This is a genomic window from Mesorhizobium sp. USDA 4775 (assembly GCF_054062655.1).
In genome coordinates this window covers 367,045-388,778 of the sequence record NZ_JBSSFM010000001.1, presented here as the reverse complement: position 1 = coordinate 388,778, position 21,734 = coordinate 367,045, and the positions used below count along the sequence as shown (strand labels likewise).

Annotated in this window: 20 protein-coding genes; 17 read left to right on the top strand and 3 right to left on the bottom strand. The window is 63.0% G+C overall.

Features of this window, described 5'->3' with window-relative positions; genetic code table 11:
* The first annotated feature begins 46 nt into the window (after positions 1-46).
* The 11 genes from ybgC to ftsH all read left to right on the top strand — a co-directional run bounded on the left by ybgC (position 47) and on the right by ftsH (position 10,696).
* On the top strand, positions 47-529 hold the full coding sequence (gene ybgC, locus ACVILI_RS01945; protein ID WP_038650260.1) for a tol-pal system-associated acyl-CoA thioesterase: 483 nt from the start codon (positions 47-49) through the stop codon (positions 527-529).
* Positions 530-624: 95 nt separating this feature from the next.
* The gene (locus tag ACVILI_RS01940) at positions 625-900 is read left to right on the top strand and encodes a type II toxin-antitoxin system ParD family antitoxin (protein WP_019861739.1); all 276 of its coding nucleotides are present in this window, start codon (positions 625-627) and stop codon (positions 898-900) included.
* Complete coding sequence (locus ACVILI_RS01935; protein WP_038650258.1) at positions 890-1,204, top strand: type II toxin-antitoxin system RelE/ParE family toxin; 315 nt, start codon at positions 890-892, stop codon at positions 1,202-1,204. Before ACVILI_RS01940 ends, ACVILI_RS01935 begins: the two co-directional genes overlap by 11 nt.
* 257 nt (positions 1,205-1,461) lie before the next feature.
* The gene (gene tolQ, locus ACVILI_RS01930) at positions 1,462-2,172 is read left to right on the top strand and encodes a protein TolQ (protein ID WP_019861737.1); all 711 of its coding nucleotides are present in this window, start codon (positions 1,462-1,464) and stop codon (positions 2,170-2,172) included.
* Positions 2,173-2,182: 10 nt separating this feature from the next.
* A complete protein-coding gene (gene tolR / locus ACVILI_RS01925) occupies positions 2,183-2,635 on the top strand; it encodes a protein TolR (RefSeq protein ID WP_027047494.1) in 453 nt (150 codons plus the stop codon).
* An 8-nt stretch (positions 2,636-2,643) separates the two neighbouring features.
* Positions 2,644-3,801, top strand: coding sequence for a cell envelope integrity protein TolA (locus ACVILI_RS01920; RefSeq protein WP_019861736.1), 1,158 nt, complete (start codon positions 2,644-2,646; stop codon positions 3,799-3,801).
* Positions 3,802-3,881: 80 nt separating this feature from the next.
* Positions 3,882-5,153, top strand: coding sequence for a Tol-Pal system beta propeller repeat protein TolB (gene tolB, locus ACVILI_RS01915; RefSeq protein WP_223217914.1), 1,272 nt, complete (start codon positions 3,882-3,884; stop codon positions 5,151-5,153).
* A 234-nt stretch (positions 5,154-5,387) separates the two neighbouring features.
* On the top strand, positions 5,388-5,894 hold the full coding sequence (pal, locus tag ACVILI_RS01910) for a peptidoglycan-associated lipoprotein Pal (protein WP_013892538.1): 507 nt from the start codon (positions 5,388-5,390) through the stop codon (positions 5,892-5,894).
* A 212-nt stretch (positions 5,895-6,106) separates the two neighbouring features.
* On the top strand, positions 6,107-7,219 hold the full coding sequence (gene ybgF, locus ACVILI_RS01905; protein ID WP_038650253.1) for a tol-pal system protein YbgF: 1,113 nt from the start codon (positions 6,107-6,109) through the stop codon (positions 7,217-7,219).
* A 58-nt stretch (positions 7,220-7,277) separates the two neighbouring features.
* The gene (gene tilS, locus ACVILI_RS01900) at positions 7,278-8,645 is read left to right on the top strand and encodes a tRNA lysidine(34) synthetase TilS (RefSeq protein WP_064981225.1); all 1,368 of its coding nucleotides are present in this window, start codon (positions 7,278-7,280) and stop codon (positions 8,643-8,645) included.
* A gap of 122 nt (positions 8,646-8,767) precedes the next feature.
* A complete protein-coding gene (gene ftsH, locus ACVILI_RS01895) occupies positions 8,768-10,696 on the top strand; it encodes an ATP-dependent zinc metalloprotease FtsH (RefSeq protein WP_019861731.1) in 1,929 nt (642 codons plus the stop codon).
* A gap of 87 nt (positions 10,697-10,783) precedes the next feature.
* Here ftsH and ACVILI_RS01890 read toward each other — a convergent pair whose 3' ends face one another.
* Positions 10,784-11,242: a hypothetical protein gene (locus ACVILI_RS01890; RefSeq protein WP_038650248.1), complete on the bottom strand. Its 459-nt coding sequence runs from the start codon at positions 11,240-11,242 to the stop codon at positions 10,784-10,786.
* 293 nt (positions 11,243-11,535) lie between these two features.
* Positions 11,536-12,372, bottom strand: a complete 837-nt coding sequence (locus ACVILI_RS01885; protein WP_457102292.1) for a hypothetical protein — start codon at positions 12,370-12,372, stop codon at positions 11,536-11,538.
* Between the two features lie 369 nt (positions 12,373-12,741).
* On the opposite strand from ACVILI_RS01885, the gene glmM reads away from it, so the two are divergent.
* The 5 genes from glmM to serA all read left to right on the top strand — a co-directional run bounded on the left by glmM (position 12,742) and on the right by serA (position 19,248).
* Entirely contained in the window at positions 12,742-14,094 is a 1,353-nt protein-coding gene (gene glmM, locus ACVILI_RS01880; RefSeq protein ID WP_019861728.1) for a phosphoglucosamine mutase, read from the top strand.
* A 247-nt stretch (positions 14,095-14,341) separates the two neighbouring features.
* A complete protein-coding gene (locus tag ACVILI_RS01875) occupies positions 14,342-15,175 on the top strand; it encodes an outer membrane protein (protein ID WP_038650246.1) in 834 nt (277 codons plus the stop codon).
* Positions 15,176-15,431: 256 nt separating this feature from the next.
* Positions 15,432-16,205, top strand: a complete 774-nt coding sequence (locus tag ACVILI_RS01870; protein WP_038650245.1) for an outer membrane protein — start codon at positions 15,432-15,434, stop codon at positions 16,203-16,205.
* A 202-nt stretch (positions 16,206-16,407) separates the two neighbouring features.
* Positions 16,408-17,583, top strand: coding sequence for a phosphoserine transaminase (locus ACVILI_RS01865; RefSeq protein WP_038650244.1), 1,176 nt, complete (start codon positions 16,408-16,410; stop codon positions 17,581-17,583).
* A 63-nt stretch (positions 17,584-17,646) separates the two neighbouring features.
* Positions 17,647-19,248 carry a phosphoglycerate dehydrogenase gene (gene serA, locus ACVILI_RS01860; protein ID WP_019861724.1) on the top strand — a complete coding sequence of 534 codons (1,602 nt, stop codon included), beginning with the start codon at positions 17,647-17,649 and terminating at the stop codon, positions 19,246-19,248.
* Between the two features lie 52 nt (positions 19,249-19,300).
* On the opposite strand, the gene ACVILI_RS01855 is transcribed toward serA, so the two are convergent.
* Positions 19,301-20,212 (bottom strand): DMT family transporter, encoded by a 912-nt coding sequence (locus tag ACVILI_RS01855; protein WP_038650241.1) that lies wholly within the window; start codon positions 20,210-20,212, stop codon positions 19,301-19,303.
* A 213-nt stretch (positions 20,213-20,425) separates the two neighbouring features.
* On the opposite strand from ACVILI_RS01855, the gene ACVILI_RS01850 reads away from it, so the two are divergent.
* Positions 20,426-21,724: an adenylosuccinate synthase gene (locus tag ACVILI_RS01850; RefSeq protein ID WP_010912013.1), complete on the top strand. Its 1,299-nt coding sequence runs from the start codon at positions 20,426-20,428 to the stop codon at positions 21,722-21,724.
* The last annotated feature ends 10 nt before the right edge of the window (positions 21,725-21,734 follow it).

The following is a 21,734-nucleotide window of genomic DNA, read 5'->3' as shown; positions in this document are numbered from 1 at the left end:
TCGCGCGGAGAACAGGTGCCTCGTCGGGACTTAAAAAGGAAGCGCAATGGACGATCATGGTGAATCGGCGACGCTGCTGGCCGGGCTTTCCGGCGCGCTGACGGCGTTCGGCCACCGGCTGATGGCGCGGGTCTATTATGCCGACACCGATTTCTCCGGCGTCGTCTACCATGCGCGCTATCTCGAATTCCTCGAGCGCGGCCGCTCCGACTATCTCAGGCTCAGCGGCGTGCATCACACGGAGCTCGCCGACGGCAAGCATGGCGAGAAGATCGTCTGGGTGGTGCGGCGCATGGAGATCGATTTCCGCAGCCCCGCCCGCATCGACGACATCCTGACCGTCGACACCCGCACCGACACCATTTCCGGCGCGCGCATCTTCATGGCGCAGCAGCTCAAGCGCGGCGACGAGGTGCTGGTCGAAGCCAAGGTCGAGGCGGCGATCATCGGCGAGAATGGACGACCGCGGCGCTTTCCCAAGGAATGGGTCGCGGCGTTCATGCCCAAGTTTCGTGTTTCGCCTGATTAAACGGTTGGCCCGACAACGGAGCTTGTGTGCCTCCTGAAAATGGTACGACAGTGTCATACATTGTGCTACAAGGTAGGACAGGGAAGACATTCGCCATGAGAACCAGCAAACCCATAAGCGTGACGCTCGGCCGCCAGCAAAGCAGCCTGGACGCCCGCTTGGCGTCGGGAGCTTATGATTCCGCGAGCGAAGTCATGCGTGCCGCGCTTCGCGCCCTTGACCGCGAGGAGCAGGTCATCACCGCCATCATGCGAGCCAAGGTGCAGGAAGCTCTTGACGATCCTCGCCCGGATATCCCGGCCGAGGACGTGTTTAAGGCATTGCGCGAGCATCATGCAGACCGCCTGAAGGTCGCCAAGCGTGACGCATAGGGTCGTTTTCAGACCTTCGGCGCAGTCCGACCTCTTTGCCATTTACAATTACATCGAAAAGGAAAGCGGTGCCGCGCGCGCCGGTGGCTATATCGACCGCATCGAGGCCGCGTGCATGGCGCTATCAACGTTCCCGGAACGCGGCTCCGTTCGCGATGCCATCGGATCCGGAATCCGGGTTGTCGGCTTTGAACGGCGTGCGTCCATCCTGTTCCGGGTCGACGGGCAGCAAGTGCTGATCCTGCGCGTCCTCTATGGCGGGCAGGACTACCCCACCGACCACGTGGATGAGACGGACTCCTAGGGAGTGGAAGCGCATCGGTCTCGCCACCAGGCGCGGCAATGCGCCGCGCCTTATTCACTAACCCATCCTTAACCATAACGGTTCATGAAGAGATTGGTGAAGATTGGCGCTATCCAGCGCCTTCCTTTCACCAATATTTGCCCTGAAAAGGCCGCTAACGGCACGGTTTGGGGCGTCCGGTAGCTTCGTGCGAACCGACCACAAGGGATGCCAGGGGCCAGCCGCCAGCTTCGCCCGGAAATCTTAAGGACGTAACGATGGAAAATATCGCACTCGCCGAACCGGGCGCGCAATTGTCGATTTGGGCGCTGTTCATGCAGGCCAGCTGGGTGGTCAAGCTGGTCATGATCGGGCTGCTCTGCGCCTCGGTCTGGACCTGGGCGATCATCATCGACAAGCTGGTTGCCTATGGCCGCATGCGGCTGGCGCTGAACCGCTTCGAGCAGGTCTTCTGGTCCGGACAGTCGCTGGAGGAGCTCTACCGCACGCTCGCCGACCGCAAAACCTCTGGCATGGGCGCCATTTTCGTCGCCGCCATGCGCGAGTGGAAGAAGAGTTTTGAGAAGGGCGCCAAGACGCCGCTCGGGCTGCAGACCCGCATCGACAAGGCGATGGACCTGGCGCTGACCCGCGAGATGGAGAAGCTTGAGGGTCGTCTCGGCTTCCTGGCTACCACCGGCTCGGCGGCCCCGTTCATCGGTCTGTTCGGCACGGTCATCGGCATCATGACGTCGTTCCAGGCCATTGCCGGCTCCAAGAACACCAGCCTCGCGGTGGTCGCACCCGGTATCGCCGAGGCGCTGCTGGCGACGGCCATCGGCCTGCTCGCCGCCATCCCGGCGGTCATCGCCTACAACAAGCTGTCATCGGATGCGAGCAAGCTCGCGGTGCGCATGGAAGGGTTCTCCGACGAGTTCTCCGCCATACTCTCGCGCCAAATCGATGAAAAAGTCGCGCCGAAGGCCTGAGGAGTAGCTGATGGGTATGTCCGTAGGCATGGCGGGACGCGGCGGGCGCGGCCACAGGCGGCGCGGCCGTCACCATGGGCTGATGTCGGAGATCAACGTCACGCCGATGGTCGACGTCATGCTGGTGCTGCTGATCATCTTCATGGTCGCCGCACCCATGCTGACCGTCGGCGTGCCGATCGACCTGCCCGACACGCAGGCCAAGGCGATGAATGCCGACACGCAGCCGATCACCGTCTCGATCAACGCCGCCGGCCAGATCTATCTCCAGGAAACCGAGATCCCGATCGAAGAGCTGGTGGCCAAGCTGCAGGCGATCTCGAAGACCGGTTACGAGGAGCGCATCTTCATCCGTGGTGACAAGTCCACCGACTATGGCACGGCGATGAAGGTGATGGCCCGCATTTCGGCCGCCGGTTACAAAAATATCGGCCTGGTTTCGCTGCAGGAACAGGATCAGTAGACAAGAAGATGAAGACCGGCCTCACCACATCGGTGATCTTGCACACGGCGGTGCTGGCCTTCGGCCTGTTCACCCTGTCGGCGCCGGCCGCGCTCCCGTCCGCCGATGTCGAGTCGGTCGCGGTCGATATCGTGCCGATGGAGGCGATCGCGCAGACGCTGCAGGGCGACAAGAAGGCCGTGATGCATGAAAAACCGGCGCCACTGCCGACGCAGCGCCCGGATATCGTGCCGGCGTCGCAGAAGGTCGGCGAAAACAGCGTCGATACCGACAAGCCGATAACGCCGGAAGCCAAGCCGAAGCCCGTCGACATGACCTCGGCCCCGCCGCCCGCGCCGACTCCCAAAGAGACGCCGAAGACCGAGGACGTGCCGAAGCCGCAGGAAAAGCCGAAGCCCATTCCGGCGACCGAAGTGGCGCCCGCGCCGACGCCCAAGGAAGAGGTCAAGCCCGAGCCGGTCAAGCAGACCGAGCCGAAGCCGACGCCGGCCAAGCCGGCGCCGACCCCGCCGCCGCAGGACAAGACCGCAGCCATCGATCCGACACCCGAGGTCAAGCCGGATGCCGTCGCCGAGGCCATAGCCAAGGATCCGCCGACCGAAGAGACGCAATTGCCGAGCTCGGCGCCCGCGCCGGAAGCGCGGCCGAAGCCGCAGCCGGCACAGGCCGAAAGCGCCAAGGCGCCTGAACGCAAGGATGCCGACAAGCCGGTCAAGGAAGCGTCGTCGAAACCGAAATCCGACGACAAGCAGTTCAACGCGAACGAAATATCCGCGCTCCTCGACAAGCAGAAGCCCTCCGGCGGCGGGGCCAAGCGTTCTACGCAGCAAGCCTCGCTCGGCGGCGACAAGGACCAGGGCCAGAAACTGTCGAAGTCGGAGCAGGGCGCCCTGGAAAGCCAGTTGGGTGGGTGCTGGACGCTGCCGGTTGGCCTCGAGGGCTCGGAGAACTTCGTCGTCGTCGTGCGCTTCAACCTCGACAACTCTGGCAAGCTCGATGGCCGTCCCTCCGTCGAAAAGTCGAGCGGCAACCGGCAGTTCGATGAAAGCGCGGTGCGCGCGGTGCAGAAATGCGACGTGGCCGGCTTGCAGGTTCCTGCCGGCAAGCAGGACATCTGGAACGACATCCGGGTCACTTTCGATCCAAGGGAAATGCTCGGCCTCTAGGCCTGGCGCCCAACCAATCAAAAGAAGAGAAGCGAGAAGATATGAGATCCTTCCTCAAGCCGCTCCTGACGATTGCAGCCATGGCGCTGGGCATGACCGCCATTGTCCCCATGCCGGCATGGGCGCTCGTCGAGCTCAACGTCAACAAGGGCAATGTCGAGCCGCTGCCGATCGCCATCACGGATTTCCAGGGCGGTGACGCGCTTGGCGCGCAGATTTCCCAGATCGTCACCGCCGATCTGAAGCGTTCCGGCCTGTTCGCGCCGATCGACAAGAGCGCCTTCATCGAGAAGATCTCGAACCCGGATGCCGCACCCCGCTTCGACGACTGGAAGGTGATCAACGCCCAGGCGCTGGTCACCGGCAGCGTCAGCAAGGAGGCCGATGGGCGCATCCGCGCGCAGTACCGGCTTTGGGACACTTTCGCCGGACAGCAGATGTCGGGTGAGCAGTTCTTCGCCAACGACGCCAACCAGCGGCGCGTCGCCCACATCATCGCCGACGCCATCTACGAGCGGCTGACCGGCGAGAAGGGCTATTTCGACACGCGTGTAGTATTCATCGACGAATCCGGCGCCAAGAACGCGCGCAAGAAGCGTTTGGCCATCATGGACCAGGACGGCGCCAATGTCCGCTATCTCTCGGACGGCCGCTCGATCGTGCTGACGCCGCGTTTCTCGCCGAACCGGCAGGAAATCACCTACATGTCCTATGAGAGCGGCCAGCCGCGCGTCTATCTCCTGCAGATCGAGACCGGGCAGCGCGAACTGGTCGGCAATTTCCCCGGCATGACCTTTGCGCCGCGCTTCTCGCCCGACGGCCAGAAGGTGATCATGAGCCTTCTGCGCGACGACGGCAATTCCAACATCTTCGCCATGGACCTGCGCAGCCGCTCGACGACGCGGCTGACCAATTCGACGGCAATCGACACATCGCCTTCCTATTCGCCCGACGGCAGCAAGGTGGTGTTCACCTCCGACCGCGGCGGCCGCGCGCAGATCTATGTCATGGGCGCCGACGGCTCGGGCCAGACCCGCATATCCTTCGGCGACGGCGTCTATTCGACGCCGGTGTGGTCGCCGCGTGGCGATCTCATCGCCTTCACCAAGCAGACCGGCGGCGAATTCCAGATCGGCGTCATGAAGACCGACGGTTCCGGCGAGCGCATCCTGTCGTCCGGTTTCCAGCAGGAAGGACCGACCTGGGCGCCAAACGGCCGCGTCTTGATGTTCTTCCGCGACTCCAATGGCGGCCCGAAACTTGTTTCGGTCGACCTCACCGGCCGCAACGAGCAGCCGATTCCGACGGCGAATTTCGCGTCGGATCCCGCCTGGTCGCCGCTGTTGGAATAGCGTCGGCCGAATTGCCACACATGCTGAAAAGGGGCCGTTTCGGCCCCTTTTCCATGCCTTCGTCGCGTTTTGGCCGCATTTCCGCCTAGGGTCCGCGCCAACTGTGACCCCGGCTTAAAGGTTGCGGACGGGCAGCCTAAACCAAATTTTAACCGTGTTTCTTGAATGCCGGTTAACCCAAACGTGGTTACTGGGTGATCAACGAAATCACTCGAAATGCGAAGGAGAGGCGGCATGGGCCGTATCGCAGCACTTACCAGAAACCCGGTCATGATCGCGCTGGTGGCGATGCTCGCCATCGCCGGTTGCGCTTCGAAGAAGACGCCCAACAGCGCCGCTGATCTTGGCCTCAACGGTGCCGGCGCCGCAACACCCGGCTCGGCGCAGGACTTCACCGTCAACATTGGCGACCGTATCTTCTTCGATACAGACTCGTCCTCGATCCGCGCGGATGCACAGACGACGCTCGCCCGCCAGGCGCAGTGGCTGAACCAGTACAAGCAGTACGCCATCGTCGTCGAAGGTCACGCCGACGAACGCGGCACGCGCGAATACAATCTGGCGCTCGGCGCCCGCCGCGCCGCCGCCGCCCGCGACTTCCTCGTTTCCAAGGGTGTCGCTTCCAGCCGCCTGAAGACCATTTCCTACGGCAAGGAACGTCCGGTCGCGGTGTGCGACGACATCTCCTGCTGGTCGCAGAATCGCCGCGCCGTTACCACGCTCAGCGGCGCCGGTTCCTGAGTTGGCCGCGCGTCGAGAGACGCGATCGCGCCGGCTGGCAAAAATGCAACACAGCTTCGCGAAAGGCGGCCTTCGGGCCGCCTTTTTCATATCCGGGTGACCGAAACAAAATTTGGCCGAAGTCTCGCGTCCTGCTATGAGCCGAGGGCGCCTGGCTGGTCCCATCCTGATTGGAAGGCGCGAACAGACTAACGACACACCGCGAGAGGCACATGCATTTGAGATCGGTTCTGAGCGGCACGCTTGCGGCGCTGCTCCTATCAGGCTTCACCGCCCTGGCAAACGGTCCGGGGGCAAGCGGCCCAGGGCAGTCAACCGACAGCGGCTTTTCCTTCCATCTGCCGAGCCTCGAGTTGCCGAGCCTCTTCGGCGACAAGAAGAAACCCGACCAGGTCCAGCTCGCGCAGCAGTCGAACGGCGCCGGCGCCACCGGGCTCGAGGACCAGCTGCGCCAGATGAACGGCAAGATCGAAGAGCTCAATTTCCAGATCCTGCAGATGCAGGAACAGATGCGCAAGCAGCAGGAAGACAACGAATTCCGCTTCCAGCAGCTTGAAGGCGGCGCACAAGGCGGACAGCCTCCGGCGCAGAAGAAATCCGATGCCACCACCGACACCAACACCGACGTCGCGGCGGCCCCGGCAACCCAGGCTCCGGCCGATGCCGGCGCCGCGCCCGGCGGCAATCAGTCCGCGGGCGGCAAGACGGTCGAAGACGTCATCGTCGAATCGCCCGATGGCGACCCCGGCAAGGTGATTCCCGGCACGGGAGCCCCGGAAAAGACCTTCGGTTCCATTACCGTCGACAAGAACGGCAATGTGATCGATGCCGGCGGCAACACCCAGTCGACCGCGCCGACACAAGACGCTGCTCCGGCCACCAAGGCCCCGGCCAAGGCCGGCAAGTCCAACGCAACGATCGTCGCGGCGCTGCCTTCCACCAACGACCCGGAGGAGCTTTACCGCAATTCCTATCAGTTCATCCTGTCGGGCGACTACGGCACCGCCGAGCAGGGTTTTCGCGATCATATCTCGCGCTTCCCGCGCGATGCGAAGGCGGCGGACGCGCATTACTGGCTGGGTGAATCGCTGCTTGGCCAGCAGAAATACCGCGACGCGGCCGAGGTCTTCCTCGCCGCCAGCAAGGACTACCCCAAGGCCAAGAAGGCGCCCGACATGCTGTTGAAGCTTGGCGTGTCACTGGTCGGCCTCAAGCAGCACGACGTCGCCTGCGCCACCTTCAGCGAAGTCGGCAAGCGCTACCCCGATATCTCCAATGCACTCAAGGAACGCGTCAAGCAGGAGAAGGCCCTGGCTGCGTGCTGATGTTTCCCAGGCATGTCCTGGTCCCGGGACCGGGACCGTTTTTGGACGACATGCGTTGATGCTCGATACCGAGCCTGATCTTTCGACCAGACTTTTTTCGCCTATCGATTTTACCCGCGGCGCCATTGCGGCCGTGTCCGGCGGCAGCGACTCGACCGCCCTGCTTCTCCTTCTCAAACAGTATCTCGACCGAACCGCATCGCCCGCGAAACTGCTGGCCGTGACCATCGACCATGGCTTGCGTCAGGGTTCGGCAGCCGAGGCGCAAGCCGTGGCGAAGTTGTGCGCCGAGCGCGGCATTGCCCACCGCACCCTGACGTGGTCCGGGCGCAAGCCATCGACCGGTCTGCCGGCGGCGGCGCGGGAAGCGCGCTACCATCTGCTGGCCGAGGCGGCGCGCGCGGAAGGCATCGGCCTGATCGTCACCGGTCATACCGCCGACGACCAGGCCGAGACGGTGCTGATGCGGCATGCACGGGACCGGGAGCTCGCCGACATGGCAGGTCGTGGGCTTGCCGGCATGGCGCCGGCCACCCTCTATGATTGGCGCGAGTGGATCGTTCGGCCGCTTCTGGGGATGCGGCGCTCGGCGCTTCGCGATTTCTTGCGGCATGAACATGTCGGCTGGGCCGATGACCCGACCAATATCGACGAGGCCTTCGAGCGACCGCGCGTGCGCGCAGCACTTGCCGGCGAAAGTGTCGGCTATATGGAAAATGCGCTGCTGCTCGCCGGCCAGGCCGCCGTCGAGCGCAGGCAGCTTGGCGTCAGCGCAGCCGGTCTGATCCATCGCTTCGCCAGCCAGCCGAGCACGGGCCTCATCTGGCTCGATCCCGCTCTGCTGACCGCGGAAGACGACCGGGCGGCCGTCTATGCGTTGCGCATCCTGATGGCCACAGCCGGAGGCGTGGCCTTCCTGCCGGACCAGGCGCGCAGCGAGGCGCTGTTGGGCCGGCTGAAGACCGGATTTCTTTGCGCCACATTGTCGCGGACGGTGGTCGATTTCCGGCGTGCCGGCCTCTTCCTGCGCCGCGAGGCGCGGGGTTTGCCGCCCGCCGCAATCGCTGTCGACAACACCGTCTGGGACGGCCGCCGCCACATCACATTGAACGACAGGCCCGGCGCATTGTTGATCGCACCGTTGGGTGCGACAGCAGCGAGGCGGCTGGCAATCGATGAGGGAGAAACCCCGGCAAGCCTGATGCGCGCCGCAATGGCCGCGGAACCGACATCGCGGCAAGCCCTTGAAAACCCTGGTTTGCCGCCGCGTCAGCCGAGGCCACCAGCGTTCGCTGCGCGACCGGTCGTGTCGCCTTTTTCCCGCTTTCTGCCGTCCTTCGATCTGGCGCCGGCGCGGGCTGTCGCCGAGCTGATCGGCGCGTCACCGCTTCCCGCTTCGCCATTGGGCGGCCACGGTGCCAATTGATGGTGGTCGAAAGCTTAACCCAGACATGCTGTTCTGCTTGGCAAGGGGAGACGCTCTCCCTATGTTAGGCTCAAGTTTCCTCTCATGATGCTGTCCGTGCGCGGACGCCAACGGGACAATTGATGAATCCGAACTATCGCAACCTCGCGCTCTGGGCGATCATAGCGGTCCTGCTCATCGCTCTCTTCAATCTGTTCCAGACGCCGCAGACGCGCGGGGCTTCGAGCGATGTGCCTTATTCGCAGTTCTTGCAGGATGTCGCGGCCGGCCGGGTTAAGACGGTGACCATTGCGGGCGCCCGCATCACCGGCACCTACACCGACAATTCCACCGGCTTCCAGACCTATTCGCCCGGCGATCCCCAGCTGGTCTCGCGGTTGCAGGACAAGAACGTCACCATCAATGCGCGGCCAGAGACCGACGGTTCCAATTCGCTGTTCGGCTACCTGATCTCCTGGCTGCCGATGATCCTGATCCTCGGCGTCTGGATATTCTTCATGCGCCAGATGCAGTCCGGATCCGGGCGCGCCATGGGTTTTGGCAAGTCGAAGGCCAAGCTTCTGACGGAGGCGCATGGCCGCGTCACCTTCCAGGACGTCGCCGGCGTCGACGAAGCCAAGGAAGATCTGGAAGAGATCGTCGAGTTCCTGCGCGATCCGCAGAAGTTCCAGCGCCTTGGCGGCAAGATTCCGCGCGGCGTGCTTTTGGTCGGCCCTCCCGGCACCGGCAAGACGCTGCTCGCCCGCTCGGTCGCCGGCGAAGCCAATGTGCCGTTCTTCACCATTTCGGGTTCGGACTTCGTCGAGATGTTCGTCGGTGTCGGTGCAAGCCGCGTGCGCGACATGTTCGACCAGGCCAAGAAGAACGCGCCCTGCATCATCTTCATCGACGAAATCGACGCGGTCGGGCGCCATCGTGGCGCCGGCCTCGGCGGCGGCAACGACGAGCGCGAGCAGACGCTGAACCAGCTGCTGGTCGAGATGGACGGCTTCGAATCCAACGAAAGCATCATCCTGATCGCCGCCACCAACCGTCCCGACGTGCTTGATCCGGCGCTGCTGCGTCCGGGCCGTTTCGACCGCCAGGTGGTGGTGCCGAACCCCGACATCGTCGGCCGCGAGAAGATCCTCAAGGTGCATGTGCGCAACGTGCCGCTGGCGCCCAATGTCGACCTCAAGGTCGTCGCGCGCGGCACGCCGGGCTTCTCCGGCGCCGACCTAATGAACCTGGTCAACGAATCGGCGCTGATGGCGGCGCGGCGCAACAAGCGCCTCGTCACCATGGCCGAGTTCGAGGACGCCAAGGACAAGATCATGATGGGCGCCGAGCGCCGCTCGTCGGCCATGACCCAGGCCGAGAAGGAGCTGACCGCCTATCACGAGGCTGGCCACGCCATATTGGCGCTCAACGTGCCGTCGGCCGACCCGCTGCACAAGGCCACCATCATCCCGCGTGGCCGTGCGCTCGGCATGGTCATGCAGTTGCCGGAAGGCGACCGTTACTCGATGAGCTACAAGTACATGATCTCGCGCCTTGCCATCATGATGGGCGGCCGCGTTGCCGAGGAGTTCAAATTCGGCAAGGAGAACATCACTTCGGGCGCCTCTTCCGACATCGAGCAGGCGACCAAGCTGGCGCGCGCTATGGTCACGCGCTGGGGCTTCTCCGACAAGCTCGGCCATGTCGCCTATGGCGACAACCAGGAGGAAGTGTTCCTCGGCCATTCGGTGGCGCGCACGCAGAACATCTCGGAAGAGACCGCGCAGATCATCGACGCCGAAGTGCGCCGCCTGATCGACGAGGCCTATTCGACGGCCAAGTCCATCCTGACCAAGAAGAAGAAGGAATGGATCGCGCTGGCGCAGGGGCTGCTCGAATACGAGACGCTGTCGGGCGACGAGATCAAGCAATTGATCGCCGGCGAGAAGCCCGCGCGCGACCTCGGCGACGACACGCCGCCCAGCCGCGGCTCGGCCGTGCCGAAGTCCGGCGGCCGCCGCAAGAAAGGCCCCGAGCCCGAAGGCGGCATGGAGCCACAGCCGTCGAGCTGAGCCAGGGCGGACAGCAGATCCTCGGGAACAAGCCCGAGGATCACGGCTCAACGTCTGCGTGACCGCTTCATCCGCCGTATTCGATTTTTATGATTCAGCTTTTAGCCGCGCATTGCACAGGCTGTAATAACCGCCGCCCTTCTGGATCCAGCGAAGGCCGTTCAACGTACCCGCCTCCTTGTTGCCGTGGTAACCCTGCAGGCAGGTCTTCATCCGCGCCTTCGCGGGCTTTTCGGTCTTGAACTCGGCGGCGAGGGTGGTTGGGAATGTCACGCCTGCCGGCGCTACAGTGGGGGCGACCGCCGCGTCGGTTTCCTTTTTCGGCTGCGGCGCGGTTTTGACGGTATCCCCGCTGACACTCTCCGCAGCGGGCATCGCGCATTTCTCCTTGCGGAAAGCGGCCCAGTCCATGCCGTTCAGAGTGCCGCCTTCTTTCGCTGTCCGATAGGTCTCGCCGCATTCCTTCATCGTCAGTGCGCTTGCAGGGGCGACGCTCCAAGCAACCGATGCCGTCACAGCCAATACCGCCAATTTCAAATTGGGCATAAGATCCTCCCGGTTGATAACAAGTTAGACATCCTTTTGTATACTGTTTGTTCCCTATATGTTCAATTGGAATCTTTTGGGAGCTAGCGATAAGCCCGACGGTGGGCAGTGTGGGCGAATTGATGCCGACAGTTCCCGCGAAAGTGCGAGCAAGGCCCGGGTGTCGTCGCGAGCAACAAAAGGCCCGCGAAGCAGATGCATCGCGGGCCTTTGCCTGTCCTTGCCAGACTTTCCGTCTAACTCAATTCGATCTCAACCGGCTCATGCCTCATCGATCCGGGGGAATGCGTAGCTTAGCCCTTCAGCTTGGCATTGCACAGGCTGTAGAAGCCGCCGCCCTTCTGGATCCACTTCAGGCCGCCAAGCGCATTGGCGTCCTTGAGGACATAGTACTGGTCGAGGCAGGTGTGCATGCGGCCCTTTCCGGGGGTCTCGCTGGCATATTTCGGCGAGATCGCGGACGGGAAGGTGACGCCCTTGGGCGCAGCCGTCGTCGGCTTCGCCGGCTCCTTGGTGTAATTTGCTTCGCTCGGAGCTGGCACGCTGTCGTCATCGGAGGCGGCGGCGCCGCATTCGGCCTTGCGGAAGTCGTTCCACTTCTGGCCCTTCAGCGTGTTCGCCGTCTTCGCCGCCTGGTACTTGGTGCTGCACTCGGCCATGGTCAGGCCCTTGCCTTCGGCGGGAGCCGCGGCTGCCTTGGTGGTTGCCGGCTTGGTGGTGTCAGTGGCGGCGGATGCGCCGGCGGCGCATTCGGTCTTGCGGAAGTCGTTCCACTTCATGCCGTTCAGCGTGCCGGCGGCCTTCGCCGCCTGGTACTTGGCGCTGCATTCCTTGGCCGTCAGGCCTTTCGCGGCGCCCGCGTCGGCGGCCGCTGCCTTGGCCGCCTTGGCCGGCTTGGTTTCGGCTGCCTTCTTCGTGTCGGCCGGCTTGGTGTCCGTGGTGGCGGCGGCATCGGTGCCGCATTGCGCCTTGCGGAACTGGTTCCAGGTCTGTCCGGCCAGTGTCCCCGCATCCTTGGCGGCGTTATACTTCGTGCTGCACTCGGCCATCGTCAGTGCGTTGGCTGGCGCGGCCAGGAACAACGTCACTACGGCGAGGCCGGTCAAAGTGGCAAGTCGGTGGATGAGCATAGCGTTTCTCCGTTGCAGCAGCCCATTATACGTCCCAGCGAATCAATAACGCTCAACGGTCGGTTGCGCCAGATGCTAAGTGGCGTATATATCGCCCAAAGCTTGCTCCTCCCGATAAGGTGATGAAATCATTGCCCCTTGCCGGGTCAAGAACAAGATTTTCCGCGTGCAGCTGCGGCGTATAGCTCGCAGAACTGGTATATTGCAGCGCCGCGGTGCCTTCATGTTGGGCTGCTGCCTTGTTGTGTGCAGCGCACAACAATGATTTTCTAAGGATTGGTAACATATAATCACACAATGTGATCATGGCGCGCCGGTCAATTATGGCATTAAAATGCCCGGCAAAGAACCTTCAGGAATTGAACTCGCATGGCAGGGAATTACTTCGGCACGGACGGCATTCGCGGGCGCGCCAACAAGTTTCCGATGACCGCGGAAATCGCCATGCGGGTCGGCATGGCCGCCGGCCTTTCGTTCCAGCGCGGCAGCCACCGCCATCGCGTCGTTCTGGGCAAGGACACCAGGCTTTCCGGCTACATGATCGAGAATGCGATGGTGGCGGGTCTCTGCGCCGCCGGCATGGACGTGTTCCTGCTCGGCCCGATCCCGACCCCGGCCGTCGCCATGCTGGTGCGTTCACTGCGCGCCGATATCGGCGTCATGATCTCGGCTTCGCACAATCCCTATTACGACAACGGCATCAAGCTGTTCGGGCCGGATGGCTACAAGCTTTCGGACGAGATCGAAGAGCGCATCGAGAGCATGCTCGACAAGGATATCGAACTGACACTCGCCGATTCCGACGGGCTTGGCCGCGCCAAGCGTGTCGACGGCGTGCATGACCGCTACATCGAGTTCGCCAAGCGTACATTGCCGCGCTCGATGTCGCTTTCGGGCCTCAGGATCGTCGTCGATTGCGCCAATGGCGCGGCCTACAAGGTGGCGCCCGAGGCGCTGTGGGAGCTCGGCGCCGAGGTCGTGGCCATCAATGTCGAACCCAACGGCTTCAACATCAACAAGGAATGCGGCTCGACGCATCCGGCCGGCCTGCAGAAGAAAGTGCATGAAGTGCGCGCCGATATCGGCATCGCGCTCGATGGCGATGCAGACCGGGTCGTCATCGTCGACGAGAATGGCGCGATCGTTGACGGTGACCAGATCATGGCGATGATCGCCGAGTCCTGGCACCAGAGCGGACGGCTTGCCGGCGGCGGCGTGGTTTCGACGGTCATGTCCAATCTCGGCCTCGAACGCTTCCTCGGCGACATGAAACTGCAATTGCACCGCACCAAGGTCGGTGACCGCTATGTCGTGGAGCATATGCGCGCGCATGGGCTCAATGTCGGCGGCGAACAGTCCGGCCACATCGTGCTGTCGGATTTCTCGACCACCGGCGACGGCCTGGTGTCGGCGCTGCAGGTGCTGGCCTGCATCAAGCGCCAGGGACGCCCGGTCAGCGAACTGTCGAAGAAGTTCGAGCCGGTGCCGCAACTCTTGAAGAATGTCCGTATCGCCGGCGGCAAGCCGCTCGAGGAAGCTCCCGTCAAGGCGGCGATCGAGGATGCGCGCAATCGTCTCGGCAAGACCGGGCGTCTGGTCATCCGTCCGTCCGGCACCGAGCCGCTGATCCGTGTCATGGCCGAGGGCGACGATCCGCAACTGGTGGAGGCCGTCGTCAACGACATTGTCGAGGTCATTTCGGAGACCCGCAGCGCCGCCTGACCTCCCCCGTGCCCTCAGGCGTTACGTCGCTGCCGTCGCATCCAGCCCGCCCCTGAGGCGGGCTTTTTGTTGGCCGGAACCGGTCTTCTTGTTTGTCGAAATCATTCCCCAATTCCTCGAATTTTAGAGATTCGTGGTTAATCGACAGGGTTAAACGCCTTTTAACTTTTCCAATTCATTATCCACGCCTGAAAGCCAATCTCGTTCGGCCGCGATCGCGTTCCGAGGGTTCCTAGGGGTGACAAGCATGTTCAATACAGCAAGAAAGGCCCTGTTCGCGTTGCTGTTCGCGGGCCTGGCCTGGCCGGTGTTCGCAGCCGACCTGCCTGAGCCGCAGGTCGAAGAGGCACCGCCACCGGTCTACGAACAGCCGGTCGACGTCGGCGGCTGGTATATCCGCGGCGACATCGACTATCACAAGTCCGATGTGCGCGGCATCGACTACATGACCTACGGCATCGATCCCTGTAATTGTACGGTCATACCGGGCGGCAAGAGTTTTGATTACGGCAAGCTCAAGGGCGGCTTCTCGCTCGGCGGCGGCGTCGGCTACAAGATCAACGATCACCTGCGCACGGACGTGACCGCCGACTACTGGTTCAAGTCGAACTTCAACGGCGGCACCTCGGATCTCGTCTCGACGTCGACCGAAGTGTCGAAGATGAGCGCCCTGTTGCTCTTGGCCAATGCCTATGTCGATATCGGCACCTGGCACGGCATCACGCCTTATGTCGGCGCCGGTATCGGCGGCGCGCGCGTCAAGTGGGATACCGTCTACGATCCGAACACCACCGAGACCAACCCCGGAGCATCCAACTGGCGCTTCGCTTATGCTCTGATGGCCGGTGCCTCCTACTGCTTGACCGACAAGATCATCCTCGATGCGGGCTATCGTTTCTCCCATATTCAGGGCGGCCGCATGTTCGAATGGGATGCGAGCAGCGCCGGCCCGGGTTTCGACCGCGGCATCAACACCCACGAGGTGCGCGGCGGCCTGCGCTATCAGTTCGGTGGCAACAATGGGTGCGCGGCACCGGTGGTGGCCTACCAGCCCGAACCTGAGCCGGTCTACACCAAGTAAGAAATCTCCAAGTAAGAAATCTACTGCCTCCAATATACACGAACCGCCCGGCTTGACCGGGCGGTTTTCGTTTGAGCTGTCGCCAATGAAGTGCCCGGACAGGGAGGGCAATTTAGAGCGCCATGCATTAGCTGAAATGAATTCGCTAACGCTCTATTAGCCTTAACCGTGACTTAACCACTATGGTTAACAATGCTTCCTGAAACGATGGCTGCCGTGTTGATCGCAGGTGTCGTCAAATCCGGGAGTCGGGACTATGACACTCACATTGCGTATTGTGCTGGCGCTTGCCGGACTCGGTCTCTTGCCACTGACGCCGGCAATCGCTGCCGACTACGATCCGCCGATCTACACCGATCAGGCGCCCGACTATGTGCCGGTCGAGGTCGGCTCCGGCTGGTATCTGCGCGGCGACGTCTCTTATCTGGTGCAGAAGAGCTTCAAGAACGATGATTTCGCCTTCACGCCGGCGAGCTTCGACGAGAAAGAAGATCCGATCTTTGCCAGCATCGGCTTTGGCTATCACTTCAACGACTATCTGCGCGCCGATCTCAATCTCGGCTATCTGCCAGGCAACAAAATCGGCGTTGGCTATGACGATACACTGAGCGTTGTGCCGCCGGCAACCTCTACCGTCGCATCGGCGAACCTGAAGAATTACGCCTACTCGCTCATGCTCAACGGCTATGTCGACCTTGGCACTTATGTCGGGATCACCCCGTATGTGGGCGGTGGCGTTGGTATCGTACAGAGCACGCGCCAGCTCTCGGCCAACTATTTCACCAACAATGGCGACCCCACCGACGATTTCGTCCAGACAGACGACAAGACGAAGTACTCCTTGGCCTATACGCTGAATGCGGGCCTTGCCTACCAGGTGTCGAAAAACGTTTCGGTCGACCTCGGCTATCAGTACTTCTCCGCCCCGGATGCCGAATATGTCACGGCCGCGAGTCTGACCTCCTTCCCGGTCCACAAGGGCATCAGCAATCACCAGATCAAACTCGGACTGCGCTACGATCTCTGGTAGACAAGGGACCGGGCGAGACTTTAGCGGCGGATCCCAGCGGTCCGCCGTTCGCGTTTGAGATCACGCGATCCTGATCGCGGGAGCGCCGGTATCCCGGCAGCGACAAAAACTTTCCTCTTGACGCCCGAGGCCTGAACGCATATCGCCGTCCGTGGGCCACCCCTCCCCAACGAGGGGCCACTATCTGGAAGGATAGACCACGATGACGACGCATACGAAGCCCGGACTCCGTCCGGCAAACCCCAATTTCTCCTCAGGTCCTTGCGCAAAACGCCCCGGCTGGTCGGTCGAGGCGCTCAAGAATGCCGCGCTCGGCCGTTCTCATCGCGCCAAGATCGGCAAGACCAAGCTCGAACAGGCGATCGAGCTGACGCGCGAAATCCTCCAGGTTCCGGCCGACTACCGCATCGGCATCGTACCGGCGTCGGACACAGGCGCCGTCGAGATGGCGCTGTGGTCGCTGCTCGGCGAGCGCGCCGTCGACATGGTCGCCTGGGAAAGCTTCGGCTCCGGCTGGGTCACCGACGTGGTCAAGCAGCTGAAGCTGCCCGACGTGCGCAAGCTCGAGGCCGGCTATGGCGAATTGCCGGATCTGGCCAAGATCGATTTCGACCGCGACGTGGTCTTCACCTGGAACGGCACCACGTCGGGCGTGCGCGTGCCGAATGGTGACTTCATCCCGGCGGATCGCAAGGGTCTGACCATCTGCGACGCCACTTCGGCGGCTTTCGCGCAAAAGCTCGATTTCGAAAAGCTCGATGTCGTCACGTTCTCCTGGCAGAAAGTGCTGGGCGGCGAGGGCGCGCATGGCATGCTGATCCTGTCGCCCCGCGCCGTCGCACGGCTGGAGGGCTACAAGCCTTCATGGCCGCTGCCGAAAATCTTCCGCCTGACCTCCGGCGGCAAGCTGATCGAGGGCATTTTCAAGGGCGAGACCATCAACACGCCGTCGATGCTGTGTGTCGAGGACTATCTCGACGCGCTGCACTGGGCGAAGTCGATCGGCGGCCTCGATGCACTGGTCGCCAGGGCGGATGCCAATGCCGCCGTGCTCGACGGATTTGTCGACAAGTCCTCCTGGCTCGGCCATCTCGCCGTCCAGCCGGCGACGCGGTCGAACACCTCGGTCTGCTTGTCCTTCACCGATGCCGATGTGGCGGCGCTCGACGCCGACGGTAAGGCGGCTTTCGCCAAGGGGCTGGTCTCGGCGCTCGACAAGGAAGGCGTCGCCTATGACATCGGCTCCTATCGCGACGCGCCTCCCGGCCTGCGTATCTGGTGTGGTGCGACGGTCGAGACATCCGATCTCGAGGCGCTGCTGCCCTGGCTCGACTGGGCCTTCGCCGCGCAGAAGGCTTCGCTGAAAGCGGCGGCCTGAGACTTTCCGTGGCGGCCCGCGGGCCGCCCATTCCCGGATCAATCCCATTTCAAGGAGGCCGCCATGGCGCCCCGCGTTCTCGTCTCTGACAAACTCTCTCCCACCGCCGTGCAGATCTTTAAGGATCGCGGCGTCGAGGTCGACTATCTGCCCGACCTCGGCAAGGACAAGGAAAAGCTGCTCGAGGTGATCGGCCAGTATGACGGCCTTGCCATCCGCTCGGCGACCAAGGTCACCGAAAAGCTGATCAACGCCGCCACCAGGCTCAAGGTCATCGGCCGCGCCGGCATCGGCGTCGACAATGTCGATATCCCGGCGGCGAGCCGCAAGGGTATCATCGTGATGAACACGCCCTTCGGCAATTCGATCACGACAGCCGAGCATGCCGTGGCGATGATCTTCGCGCTGGCGCGCCAGATCCCGGAAGCCAACGCCTCGACCCATGCCGGCAAGTGGGAGAAGAACCGTTTCATGGGTGTCGAGATCACCGGCAAGACGCTGGGTGTCATCGGCTGCGGCAATATTGGCTCGATCGTCGCCACACGCGGCGTCGGCTTGAAGATGCATGTCATCGCCTTCGACCCGTTCCTGTCGGACAAGCGTGCCGAGGAGCTCGGCGTCGACAAGGTCGAGCTCGACGAGCTGTTCGCGCGCGCGGACTTCATCACGCTGCACACGCCGCTGACCGACAAGACGCGCAACATCATCGACGCCGGGGCAATCGCCAAGATGAAGAACGGCGTGCGCATCATCAATTGCGCGCGCGGCGGGCTGATCGTCGAGGCCGATCTGATCGCGGCGTTGAAGAGCGGCAAGGTGGCGGGCGCCGGCATCGACGTGTTCGAGGTGGAGCCGGCCGAGCAGAACGCCCTGTTCGGCATGGAAAACGTGGTGGCGACACCGCATCTCGGCGCCTCGACGGCGGAAGCGCAGGAGAATGTCGCGCTGCAGGTCGCCGAGCAGATGGCCGACTATCTGATCAAGGGCGCGGTCTCCAACGCCATCAACATGCCGTCGATCACGGCGGAAGAAGCGCCGCGGCTAAAGCCCTTCGTCAAGCTCGCCGAAGTGCTCGGCGCCTTTGTCGGCCAGGTTACCGAGGATCCGATCACGGAGGTTGAGATCCTGTTCGACGGCTCAACCGCGACGATGAACACGCGCGCGCTGATCAGCGCGACGCTGGCCGGGCTGATCCGGCCGCAGGTCTCCGACGTCAACATGGTTTCGGCGCCGATCATGGTGAAGGAGCGCGGCATCATCGTCGCCGAGGTCAAGCGCGACAAGTCAGGCGTGTTCGACGGCTACATCAAGCTGACGGTCAAGACCGAGCACAGGACGCGCTCGATCGCCGGCACCTGCTTTTCGGACGGCAAGCCGCGCTTCATCCAGATCAAGGGCATCAACCTCGACGCCGAGGTCGGCCAGCACATGCTCTACACCACCAATGCCGATGCCCCCGGCATCATCGGCCTGCTCGGCACGGTGTGCGGCGAGAATGGCGTCAACATCGCCAACTTCCAGCTTGGCCGCAACCGGCCGGGCGGCGACGCCATAGCGCTGCTCTATCTCGACGCGCCGTTCCCGGAAAAGGTGCTGGAGCAGGTGCGGGCGCACAAGTCGATCGACTCGGCCAAGCGGCTGCAGTTCGACGTCGGCGGCATCTGATCCAGGCTTTTCGCCAAGATTAGCAGGCGCGGCGTTTGTCGCGCCTTGCTGCTCAGCGCGCCTTGGCCGACCGGGTCATAGCGCTCTTGCGCCCGCTATGTTCGGCAAGCCAGATGCCGCCCAGCACGAGCACAAGCGCCAAGGCCTGATAGAGCTGGAACGTCTCGCCGACGATCAGCACCGAAAGCAACGTGCCGAAGATCGGCACCAGGTTGATGAACAGGCCGGCGCGGTTGGCGCCGATCAGCTCGTTACCCCTGATGTAGGTTATCTGCGAGACGACCGAGGCGCCGATCGCGGTGTAGACGATGACCGTCCAGCCGCGTGCGTCGGGCATGATGGCCTTGCCGGCGACGACCTCCCACAGCAAGAAGGGCAGCGAGGTGATGAGCGCGGCGATCGACATGGCCAGCATCAGGCTTTGCCAGCGCAGCGCCGGCTTCAGCCGCAGGCCGACCGAATAGCCGCTGTAGAGGACGACCGCCACCAGCATTATGGCGTCGCCGAAATTGAGCTCCAGCGTCAGCAGCCGGCGCGGATCGCCGTGGCAAGCGGTCAGGATCACGCCGGCAATGGTCAGCACGACGCCGGCGATCTGCGCCCAGTTTACGCGCAGCCGGAAGAAGACGAAATTGGCCGTCATGATCAGGATCGGCATCGCCGCCTGTTCGATCGAGACATTGATCGCCGTCGTGTAGTTGAGTGCCGTGTAGAAGATCACGTTGAACAACGTGAAGCCGCTGGCGCCGAGTGCCGCCAGAACGAGCCAGTGCCGGCGCACCACAGGCCAGTCCTCCTGGATCGTGCGCCAGCCGATCGGCAGCAGGATCGCCACCGCCAGCACCCAGCGCAGGAAGACCAGCATCATCGGCGAGACGTGGTCGACCGCCAGCTTGCCGGCCACCGAATTGCCACCCCACAGCAAGGTGGTGAGCAGCAGGAATAAGTAGGCGCTTCGATGCATCGCGGGATTCCGGCCGCGACGGATGCGTTGCGGTGTTTGCCGGCCTATTGCCCCTCTCAGCCCAAGTAAATGATGTCAAAGCCGAAAATTGTTGTGCCTCAGGGCATTTTCGGCGGCAAAGAAAGGTCGCACTCGCGAGGTCTTGACGCTATAGAGGCCTGTCGTTTCGAACCATATCCAAGCCGCTCGGCGGCGTCTCAAGGGAAAAGAAACATGGCCAATGTGGTGGTCGTCGGCTCGCAGTGGGGTGACGAAGGCAAGGGCAAGATCGTCGACTGGCTGTCGGAGCGCGCCGATGTCGTGGTGCGTTTCCAGGGCGGCCACAATGCCGGCCACACTCTGGTCGTCGACGGCAAGGTCTACAAGCTGTCGCTGTTGCCGTCGGGCGTCGTGCGGCAGGGCAAGCTGTCCATCATCGGCAATGGCGTGGTCTTCGACCCGCATGCTTTCGTGGCCGAAGTGGCGAAGCTCAAGGCGCAGGGCGTCGAAGTAACGCCGGATCGCCTGAAAATAGCCGAAAACACAGCGCTTATCCTGTCGCTGCACCGGGAGCTGGACGGATTCCGCGAGGACGCCGCGTCGAATTCCGGGACGAAGATTGGCACGACCCGCCGGGGCATTGGTCCGGCCTATGAAGACAAGGTGGGTCGACGCGCGGTGCGGGTGATGGATCTGGCGGATTTGGAAACGCTGCCCCTGAAGGTCGACAGGCTGCTGACGCATCACAATGCGCTGCGCCGCGGGCTTGGCCATGGCGAAGTCACGCATGACGCGATCATGGCCGAATTGACGTCGGTCGCCGACGAGATCCTGCCCTATATGGACCGTGTCTGGAAGATACTCGACGACAAGCGCCGCGCCGGCGAGCGAATCCTGTTCGAGGGCGCGCAAGGCACGCTGCTCGACATCGACCACGGCACCTATCCGTTCGTCACCTCGTCCAACACGGTGGCCGGCCAGGCCGCCGCCGGCTCGGGCGTCGGTCCGGGCGCCATCGGTTATGTGCTCGGCATAACCAAGGCCTACACGACGCGCGTCGGCGAAGGTCCGTTCCCGACCGAACAGAAGAACGAGATCGGCGAATTCCTCGGCACGCGCGGCCATGAGTTCGGCGTCGTCACCGGGCGCAAGCGCCGTTGCGGCTGGTTCGACGCGGTGCTGGTGCGCCAGGCTGTCGCCGTCAACGGCATCAAGGGCATCGCGCTGACCAAGCTCGACGTGCTCGACGGGCTGGACGAGATCAAGGTCTGCACCGGCTATCGCCTCGACGGCGAGATGATCGATTACCTGCCTGCGAGCCAGGGCGCGCAGGCCCGTGTCGAACCGGTCTACGAGACGCTGGAAGGGTGGAAAGGCACCACTGCCGGCGCGCGCAGCTGGAACGACCTTCCGGCCCAGGCCGTCAAATATGTCCGATACATAGAGGAGTTGATCGGCGCGCCGGTGGCACTCCTCTCCACCAGCCCGGAACGGGACGATACGATACTTGTGACCGATCCGTTTCAAGACTAGTTTCTGAAGC